General features: G+C 70.8%; 5 protein-coding genes and 1 pseudogene. 4 read left to right on the forward strand and 2 right to left on the reverse strand.

The features are described 5' to 3' along the window. Nucleotides 1-134: 134 nt before the first annotated feature. The 4 genes and pseudogenes from D7Y13_RS32505 to D7Y13_RS32520 all read left to right on the forward strand — a co-directional run. Nucleotides 135-1,730, forward strand: a pseudogene (locus D7Y13_RS32505) (amidohydrolase); the annotation flags it as partial. 10 nt (nt 1,731-1,740) lie between these two features. Then, complete coding sequence (locus D7Y13_RS32510) at nt 1,741-3,123, forward strand: alginate export family protein (RefSeq protein ID WP_158620474.1); 1,383 nt, start codon at nt 1,741-1,743, stop codon at nt 3,121-3,123. 17 nt (nt 3,124-3,140) lie between these two features. Beyond that, nucleotides 3,141-3,776 carry a YoaK family protein gene (locus D7Y13_RS32515; RefSeq protein ID WP_120536883.1) on the forward strand — a complete coding sequence of 212 codons (636 nt, stop codon included), beginning with the start codon at nt 3,141-3,143 and terminating at the stop codon, nt 3,774-3,776. Nucleotides 3,777-3,787: 11 nt separating this feature from the next. Further along, nucleotides 3,788-4,396 carry a TMEM175 family protein gene (locus D7Y13_RS32520; protein WP_120536884.1) on the forward strand — a complete coding sequence of 203 codons (609 nt, stop codon included), beginning with the start codon at nt 3,788-3,790 and terminating at the stop codon, nt 4,394-4,396. Between the two features lies 1 nt (nt 4,397). On the opposite strand, the gene D7Y13_RS32525 is transcribed toward D7Y13_RS32520, so the two are convergent. Both D7Y13_RS32525 and D7Y13_RS32530 read right to left on the reverse strand, forming a co-directional pair. Next, complete coding sequence (locus tag D7Y13_RS32525; protein ID WP_120536885.1) at nt 4,398-5,315, reverse strand: LysR family transcriptional regulator; 918 nt, start codon at nt 5,313-5,315, stop codon at nt 4,398-4,400. Nucleotides 5,316-5,386: 71 nt separating this feature from the next. Then, the coding region (locus D7Y13_RS32530; RefSeq protein ID WP_208734511.1) for an ATP-binding protein at nt 5,387-9,578 on the reverse strand (4,192 nt) is incomplete at its 5' end.

Below are 9,578 nucleotides of genomic sequence, written 5' to 3' on the forward strand. Positions count from 1 at the left end.
GAAGCCCTGGTCCAGCGCGGACAGCGCGGGACCGACGATGCACACCGACGTCCAGAGGCCCGCCAGCACGATGCGCGACTTGCCGATGGCGTTGACCCGCTCCGCGATGCGGGGGTCCTCCCAGGTGGGTCCGGTCGCTCGCGGATGCGATGCGCATGTTGCGCAAGCAGGTGGCCGTCACCCCCGCGCCGCAGTGGGTGCGGGTGGTGGGCGGCTTCACCGAGCTCCAGTTCGTCGAGCGGCGCCTGCCGACGCTCGAGGAGCTGAACGCCGTCGCGCCGGAGACGCCGGTCTTCATCCTCCACCTCTACGACCGCGCGCTGCTCAACGGGGCGGCGCTGCGTGCGTGTGGCTACACCAAGGACACGCCGAACCCGCCGGGCGGCGAAATCCAGCGCGACCGGCACGGGAATCCCACGGGGCTCCTGCTCGCGAAGCCCAACGCGCAGCTGCTCTACGCGACGCTGGCGAAGGGGCCGAAGCTGCCCCAGGAGTATCAGGAGAACTCGACGCGCCACTTCATGCGCGAGCTGAACCGGCTGGGCATCACCGGCGTCATCGACGCGGGCGGTGGCTTCCAGAACTACCCTGACGACTACGCCGTCGTGCAGAAGCTCGCGGACGCGGGCGAACTCACGCTGCGCATCGCCTACAACCTCTTCACCCAGCACAAGGGCGAGGAGGCCGCCGACTTCCGCGCGTGGACGAAGCAGGTCCGGCCGGGGCAGGGTGACGACCACTTCCGCCACAACGGCGCGGGGGAGATGCTGGTCTTCTCCGCCGCGGACTTCGAGGACTTCCGCGAGCCGCGCCCGGAGCTTCCGGCGGACATGGAAGGACAGTTGGAAGAGGTCGTCCGGGTGCTGGTGGAGAACCGCTGGCCGTGGCGCCTGCACGCGACCTACGACGAGAGCATCTCGCGCGCCCTGGATGTCTTCGAGAAGGTCCACCGCGACATGCCCTTCCAGGGGCTGCACTGGTTCTTCGACCACGCGGAGACCGTCTCCGAGCGCAACATCGACCGCATCGCGGCGCTCGGCGGCGGCATCGCCGTGCAACACCGGATGGCCTACCAGGGCGAATACTTCGTGGAGCGCTATGGCGCGGCGGCCGCGGCCCACACGCCGCCCATCGCCCGCATGCTCGCCGCTGGCGTTCCGGTGGGCGCTGGCACGGATGCCACGCGCGTCGCGTCCTACAACCCGTGGGTGTCGCTGTCCTGGCTCGTCACCGGAAAGACGGTCGCGGGGACGCCGCTGTACGGCGAGGACGCGCTGCTCGACCGGGAGACCGCGCTGCGGCTGTGGACCGAGCGCAACACCTGGTTCTCGTCGGAGACGGGCAAGAAGGGGCAGCTCGCCGTGGGGCAGTTCGCGGACCTGGCCGTGCTGTCGGCGGACTACTTCAGCGTTCCCGCCGACGCGATTTCAACGCTGGAGTCCGTGCTCACCGTGGTCGGCGGAAAGGTCGTGCACGGCACGGGCGGCTTCTCGGACTTCGCTCCGCCGCTGCCCCCGGCGATGCCGGACTGGTCTCCCGTGCGGAGCTTCGGCGGGTATGCGCAGGCCACCGCGCAGGCCCGGGAGGCGCATGACGCGTCCCCGTTGCACGCCGCGCCGCATGATTGCGGCGTGCATGCCCATGGCAAGGTGGCCTGGCGGCGGCCGGTGCCCGTCGCGGAGGACCCGACGTTCTGGGGCCTCCTGGGCTGCTCCTGCTGGGCGTTCTAGGCGAAGGACGATGCCGAGCCTTTCACGGAGCGGGTGCTTCCTTGGGGTCTCCGGGCTGCTGGCCTTGTCACCAGCGGCCCGGGCGGAAGACGTCCCCGAGCCGCGCGAGGTGCCGCGGTATGCCGCGATCCGCTACCTGGAGGACTGGGCGGATCCCCAACGGCGGCCCGGGGAGGATCCCTTCGACCGCGTCAAATACGTCCCGCTCGGGGAGCAGGTGTACCTCTCTTTCGGAGGCCAGCACCGGCTCCGCTACGAGCTGACCGAAGGACTGGACGGTCCGCTGCCCGAGAGCGTCCTCTTCTCCCGCAACCTGTTGCACGTGGACGCGCACGTGGGGCCCCTGCGTGCCTTCGTCCAGGTGGGCGGATACTACGCGCTGGGGGCTCCCGCCCGGGATGAGCCGCCGGGCAGCGACCTGTTCGACGTGCAGCAGGCCTTCGTCGAATGGAGCGCCGCGAGCCAGAAGGCCCGCTTCGTCGCCCGCGTGGGACGCCAGGAGATGTCGCTGGGGTCGACGCGGTGGGTGAGCACGCGGGATGGGACGAATGTCCGTCAGGCGTTCGACCTCGCCCGCCTCACCGTCACCGGCGAGGGCTGGAACGTGGAGGGCTTTGGCGGCGTGGTGCCTCAGCTCCAGCGCGGCGTGCTCGATGATGCGCCCGCGTGGCGAAACCGGTTCTGGGGCCTCTACGCGACCGTGGCCGTGCTTCCGCGAAAGCAGCTCTCGTTCGACGCCTTCTACCTGGGGCGCGACCGTCCTTCGGTGACGTATGGCGAGGTCGAAGGCCGCGAGGTGCGCCACATGCTGGGCCTGCGGGTGTTCGGTGAGACCGAGGGCGGCTTCGAGTACATCGGGCACGCGCTCGCCCAGGTCGGCACGGTGGGCGATGTCCCGGTGCTTGCCTGGGGGCTGGCGGGGGGACTGTGGCAGCAATTGCACTTCGCGCCGGTGCGGGTGGGCGTGCGAGGGGATGCGCTGAGCGGTGACCGGCGCGCCGACGATGGGCGGGTCTCCACCTTCCATGCCTGGTTTCCGAACCAGACCTTCTTCAGCGCGCTGCCGCTGATCTACCCGTCGAACCTGTACGAAGTGCATCCGCTCGTGCAGGTGGACCTGGATGCCGTCACGCTGGAGGCGGGCAGCGTCTTCTTCTTCCGGCAGTCCGTCGATGACGCCGTCTACACGCCGCCGGGGGGCGTCCTCGTGTCGCCTTCGGATTCGCAGGCGCGCTACACCGGCGCGCAGCTCTCGCTGTCGCTCGGGTATCGCGCCACGCGCCACCTCATGTTCAATGCGGAGTACTCGCACGTCTTCGCCGGGCCCTCGCTGAGGGCGGTCACCGGACGGGACGTCGACTTCTTCGGCACCTGGACGACCTTCACCTACTGACCCACGGGCCCATCTCCATGACTCCCATTTCCGCTCCCCGGTCCGCATGGGTTCCCGCCGCGCTCGCGTTCGTCGCGGGCTACGCGGACGCCGTCACCTTCGTTGGCGCGGGGGGCATCTTCTGCGCCCACGTCACCGGCAACTTCGTCGTGCTCGCCGCGGACCTCGCGCGCAACGCCAAGGCCGACGAGTGGCTCAAGCTGTCGACCTTCCCCATCTTCGTCCTGGCCGTCTTCCTGGCCACGCACCTGCACCGTCGTCGGGCGGAGGGGTCCGCGCGCCTGCTCCTGCTCCTCCAGGCGGTGGCCTTCGGCGCGGCGGCGGCGGTGCCCCTGTTCGTACAGGGAACGGCGGCGCACAAGGTCGTCGTGGTCTTCGCGGTCATCGCCATGGGCATCCAGAACGCGATGCACCGGGTGGCGCCCTCGCTGGGGCCGATGACGACGGTGATGACCGGCAACGTCACGCAGTGGTTCGTGGAGAAGGTGATTCCAGGCGCGCCGGAGAACGCCGGCAAGCACCGCTCGCTGGGCTTCATCATCCTGGCGTTCGCGCTGGGGTGTCTGGGCGGTGCGTTCGGCGTCCAGCACCTGGGGTTCGCGTCGTTCCTTGCTCCCGTGGCGCTGGCGCTGTGGGTTCGCAGCCGGTTGTAGGAGGCCCTGCCATGTCGGACGCCGAAAGGACGGACAGCGCCAGGCTGGAGGCGTTCAGCGATGGCGTCTTCGCCGTCGTCATCACGCTGCTGGCGCTCGATTTGAAGCCGGAGCTGACGGACGCCGCGAAGGACTCGCACACGCTCCTCTGGCAGCTTGCGTCCCGGTGGCCCACGTACCTGGCCTTCGTGACGAGCTTCGCCACTGTCCTCATCATGTGGATCGACCACCACGGCATCCTCAAGTTCGCGCGCCGGGTGGACACGCCGGTGCTCTTCGCGAACGGGTTCCTGATGCTGCTCACCACGCTGGTGCCGTTCACGACGGCGCTGCTGTCCGCGCACCTGATGGAGCCCTCGGGCTCCATGGCCGGTGCCCTCTATTCGGGCCTCTTCGTGCTCATCAACGTGGCCTACAACCTGCTGTGGCGCCTGCTCCGGCGGCAGCAGCCCCCGGACGCGCTGGAGCACCGGCTGACGTGGCACTACCGCCTCGGGTTCCCGGTGTATCTGGCGGCCACCGTCGTCGCGCTCTGGAGCCTGCCGCTGAGCCTCGCGATGTGCGCGGGCATGTGGGCCCTGTGGAGCGCCAACATGCGGCCGGTGCACGACGGCGTGTGATTCACCCCGTCCGCTGGCGGCGGGCTTCGCGCGCGCAGAGCTGGGTGAGCTGCTCCAGCAGCCAGCGGTGCGCCGGGCCGAACACGGTGTCGCCGCGGTAGATGGCCAGGAGCTTGAGCGTGTTCTCGTGGGTGCCCCAGGCCATCGGCCGGATGGCCACCAGCCTGCCTTCGCGCAGGTCGTCTCGGATGAGGTGCTCCGGCAGGTTGCCCCAGCCCAGCCCCGCTCGCAGCATCTCATGCTTGGTGTAGAGGTCGCTGACCCGCCACGTGCGCGGCGACAGTCCGACCTGGTCGGAGATGCCCGCTTCGTCGCAGTCGGAGAGCACGACTTGGATCGCGTCGACGAAGTGCCGGTTGGCGATGCGACCCTTGAAGGCCGCGAGCGGATGGCCCGGGCTCACGACGGGCAGCACGCGGATGGGCGACAGCGCCTGCGCTTCGAGCCCCCGGGCCAGCCCCGCGGGGCTCACGACGCCCAGGGTGGCCGTGCCGTCGAGCACGCGCGCGGAGACCGCCGACATGACCTGCGTGTCCACGCGGAGGTCGACCGCGGGGAACTCCCGGGTGAACGCGGCGCAGAGGTCGATGAGCGCCTTGAGGGGGAAGAAGGCATCCAGGCACAGCGACACGGAGGCCTCCAGCCCCATCGTCATGCCGGTGGTGAGCCGCCGCAGCCCGTCCACTTCAGCGAGCACCCGCCGCGTCGAGGCGAGCACCGCCTGGCCCTGGGCTGTCAGCGTGGCCACCTTCGTCGAGCGATCCCAGAGCGGCACGCCCAGCTGGGCTTCCAGGTTGGCCATCGACGTGCTGATGGCGGACTGCACGCGGCGAAGCTTTCGCGCCGCCGCCGAGAAGCTCCCCTCCTCGACGACGGACACGAAGGCGCGAAGCTGGTCGAGCGTGACGGGGTCGAACATCCCCGCCCCATCTCACAAATCGATGATGGGGGGCAAAGGATTGTCGGTCCCGGGGATGGCCTGCCAGGGCGTCACGTCGCGTTCAGGGGGAGCACCACCGTGAAGGTGGCGCCTGCTCCGTCGGTAGGCTCCAGGCGGATGCTTCCGGCGTGCGCCTCCGCGATGTGTCGGGCGATCCACAGGCCCAGGCCGAAGCCGCCGTGGTGGTTCGCGGGAACGGCGCGCTCGAAGCGCCCGAAGATGCGCTCCTGGTCCTCCGGCTTGACGCCCTCGCCGTGGTCCCGGACCGTCAGGGCCGCATGGTCCGCCGCCCGCTCCACGGTCACCTCCACGGGCCTGCCCGCCCCGAACTTGAGCGCGTTGTCGACGAGGCTGTCGAGCAGCTGGTGCAGCCGCGCGCGGTCGTAGCTTCCCACCACCGGAGCGGGCGCCTTCAGGGTGAGGACGCACTCCGCGCGGTCGGCCTTCTCCCGGGACTGCTCCACGACGGTGGCCGCCACCTCCGCCAGGTCCACGTCCTGACGCGACAGCTCCAGGGGACCGGTGACCAGCTCCGATACGTCCAGGAGCTGTTCCACGAGTCGCGACAGGCGCTGGAGCTGCTTCGCCGTCGTGCGGGCCCGGCCCCGCAGGATGGCTGGAGACGCTTCGGCCTGGGCTTCGCGGCTCAGGCCCTGGATGTTGAGGGACAGGGCGCTCACGGGCGTGCGCAGCTCGTGGCTCACCAGTCGGAGGAACTCGTCGCGCACCCGCACGGACTCGCGCAGCGCCTCCTTCTCGAACTCGTTGCGGACCACCTTCCGGCGCACGCCGGCCATGTCCAACTGGTTGCGCACCCGCACCAGGAGCTCGCGCGAGGAGAAGGGCTTCACCAGGTAGTCATCCGCCCCGGTCCGCAGGCCCTCCACCGTGGACTCGTCGCCCGCCCGCGCGGAGAGCAGGATGATGGGGATGGCGCGCGTGCGCTCGTCGGCGCGCAGGGCCCGCACCAGCCCAAAGCCATCCAGCCTGGGCATCATCACGTCGGAGAGGATGAGGTCCGGCGCCTGGACGCGCACCCGCTCCAGGGCCTCCAGCCCGTCCGTGGCGGTCTCGATGTTCGGGAAGGCCTGCCGGAGCAGCCCGGCGACGTAGGCGCGCAGGTCGGCGTTGTCGTCGACCAGGAGGATGCGGGCGCGCGCCAGCTCCGCGGGCACCTCCATCACCGGGGCCTGGGAGGGGGTGATGTCCTGCGTGCTCGGGGCCTCCGAGGACCAGCGCCGCGCCTCCTCGACGAAGGGCGCGGCCCCGACGGCCGGCTCGCGCGGACGGGACTGGCGCTCGACGCGGTCCGGGGGCAGGTGGGCGAAGCCCCGCGGCATCCGCACGGTGAAGGTGGTGCCCTCCCCGAACCGGCTCGCCACCGAGGCGGTGCCTCCGTGAAGCCTCACCAGCTCCTGCACCAGCGCCAGGCCGATGCCCGTCCCCTCGTGGCTGCGGCCCTGGGTGACGCGGACGCGGTAGAAGCGCTCGAAGACGCGCGGCAGCTCTTCCTCGGGAATCCCCACGCCCGTGTCCTGCACGGTGAGGACCGCCTGCCCCTCCTGCCACTGGAGCCGCACGCGGATCTCGCCCTGGTACGTGTATTTCACCGCGTTCGAGAGCAGGTTCAGGACAACCTTCTCCCACATGTCCGGATCGACGTAGAGGGGCTCGGGCAGGGGAGGGCAGTCCACCACCAGCCGCAGGCCCGCGCTCTCCACCGCGGACTGGAAGGCGCTCACGAGGCTCGTGGTGAGGGACGCAAGGTCGGTGGGGACGAAGGAGGCCTGGGCCCTTCCCGCCTCCATGCGGGAGAAGTCCAGCAGCGTGTTGACCATCTTGTACAGCCGCAAGGCATTGCGCCGCACCAGCTCCAGCTGCTCCCCCTCCAGGGCCTTCGCCGCACTGGACAGCGCGTCCTCCACGGGGCCGAGGATGAGCGTGAGCGGCGTCCTGAACTCGTGGCTCACGTTGCTGAAGAACGCGGTCTTCGCCTGGTCCAGCTGGGCCAGCTCCTCCGCGCGCTGCTTCTCCTGCTCATAGGCCCGGGCACTGGAGATGCTGGAGGCGAGCTGGCGCGCCAAGAGTTGCAGGAAGCCCCGGTACTCGTCATCCAGTGCGCGCAGGGGACTGAGGCCGGCCACCAGCACGCCCATGGTTCCGGTCTCCGCGCCCAGGGGCACCGGGAGGACCAGCGCGCGCGTCGTGGGCTCGGGCCAGGGCCCGCCGGGAAGCGGCCCGAACCGCGTGGGCAGGTCGTCCACCAACGCCTCCTGTCCCGAACCCGCGACGCGGGCGAGCGGCCAGGACGTCGTGTCGCCGGACAGCACCTCCAGCGGGGCCGCGGGGGCGCCTCGCGCGAGGTTCGCGCAGCTCACCAGACGGGCCTTGCCCTCGTTGACCACGTAGAGCAGCGCGAAGGGCAGGTCGTGCGCCGCGTGCGCGAGCACCGCCTCCAGCGAGCGGAAGATGGCCTCGACCTTCTTGTCGAGCGCCGCCCGGATGGACAGCTCCCGGAGGATGGCCAGCCGGCGGTCACCGACCACCTGACGCGTCGTCTCGCTCGCGATGGCGAAGAGGCCGGCGATCTCCCCCGACTCCCCGATGGTCGGGTTGTAGGACCAGGTGAAGTAGGACTCCTCCCGCAGGCCACCCGGCCGCCGCGCGAAGTTGACGTTCCCGTTCTCGATGAACAGCGGCTCGCCCGTTTCGTGGACGCGCTTCATCAGGGGGCCCAGCTGTCCCCACTCCTCCGCGAGCGCCTCGTGGCCCCGGGCCCCCACGGTCCCCGGGTGCTTCTCGCCCAGGATGGGGCGGAACGGGTCGTTGTAGAGCATGCGCAGCTGGGGGCCCCAGAAGAGGATGATGGGGTACGGCGAGCGGAGCATCGTGCTGACGGAGGTGCGCAGGGACTGGGGCCAGCCCTCGAGCGGGCCCAGCGAGTTGGTGGACCAGTCGAACGCGCGCATGAGGGCGCCCATCTCTCCGCCGCCCTGGATGAACGCCTCGTCCCGGCCCGCCTTCGGTGGGGTGTGGGGTGTCTGGCTTTGCACGGGCAGGAGCGCGCGCGCGGCGGCCCGGACCCGGGGCTCGGCCGGAAGGCAGAACCAGAAGGTGCTGCCCCGGCCCGGCTCGCTCTCCACCCAGAGCCGGCCTCCGTGGCCTTCCACGATGCCCTTCGCGATGGAGAGGCCCAGGCCGTGGCCCTCCCGCTGCTTCTGGGCCGCGTGCCAGTAGCGGTCGAAGATGCGCGCCTGCGCTTCCGGGGCGATGCCCGGGCCGGTGTCCGTCACGCCGAAGCACACGTCCCGCGTCCCCGGCACCGCTTCCACCTTCAGCCCCACGCTGCCTCCCTGGGGCGTGAACTTGATGGCATTGGAGATGAGGTTGCCGAGCGTCTGGAGGATGCGCTCCTTGTCGCACCGCAGGACGCGTCCGGGCTCCAGGTCGACGGTGAAGCGCAGGCCCTTCTCCGCGCACTGGGGCTCGAAGAGCTCCCGGGTTTCGCGCACCAGCTCCTCCACCGTCTGCGGGCGCACCTCGATGGAGAGGGTGCCCGCATCGATGCTCGCCAGGTCCAGCAGGTCCGCGATGAGCAGGTTCATGCGCCCCACCGAGCGGCGGATGGAGTCGGTGTGTCGGCGCAGCCGGGTCTCGCGCTCGCCGTTGCCCAGGGCCCGCTGGAGCAGCTCGGCCGCGGTGCCGATGGCGGTGAGCGGCGAGCGCAGGTCGTGGCTGACGACCGCGAGGGTCTCCTCGCGCGAGCGGGTGGCCTGCCGGGAGGCTTCCAGCAGGCGGGTGGCTTCCTCCGTGTGCGTGCGCTCCGCGTGGAGCGCCTCCTGCCGCAGCCGGGACACCGTGAGCTGGGAGTCCACGCGCGCGATGAGCTCGTTCGCGGAGAAGGGTTTGACGAGGTAGGCGTCCGCGCCGCTGCGCAGGCCCTCGATGGTGGCCTCCTCGCCCGCGCGGGCGGACAGGAGCACCAGCGGAATGGTCCGGGTGCGCTCGTCCGCGCGCAGGGCCTGGACCAGCTCCATGCCGGTCATCCCGGGCATCATCACGTCGGAGAGGATGAGGTCGGGCGGGTTCGCCCTCGCGGCGGCGAGCGCCTGGAGGCCGTGGGTCGCCGTCTCCACGCTCCAGCGCGGGGTCAGCAGGCGCGTGAGGTAGTCGCGCATGTCGGCGTTGTCATCCGCCAGCAGGATGCGGGGCTTCGTCGCGGTGGAGGACGGCGTCACGGGC

Origin of the sequence: Corallococcus praedator (assembly GCF_003612125.1) — a bacterium.
Classification (GTDB): domain Bacteria; phylum Myxococcota; class Myxococcia; order Myxococcales; family Myxococcaceae; genus Corallococcus; species Corallococcus praedator.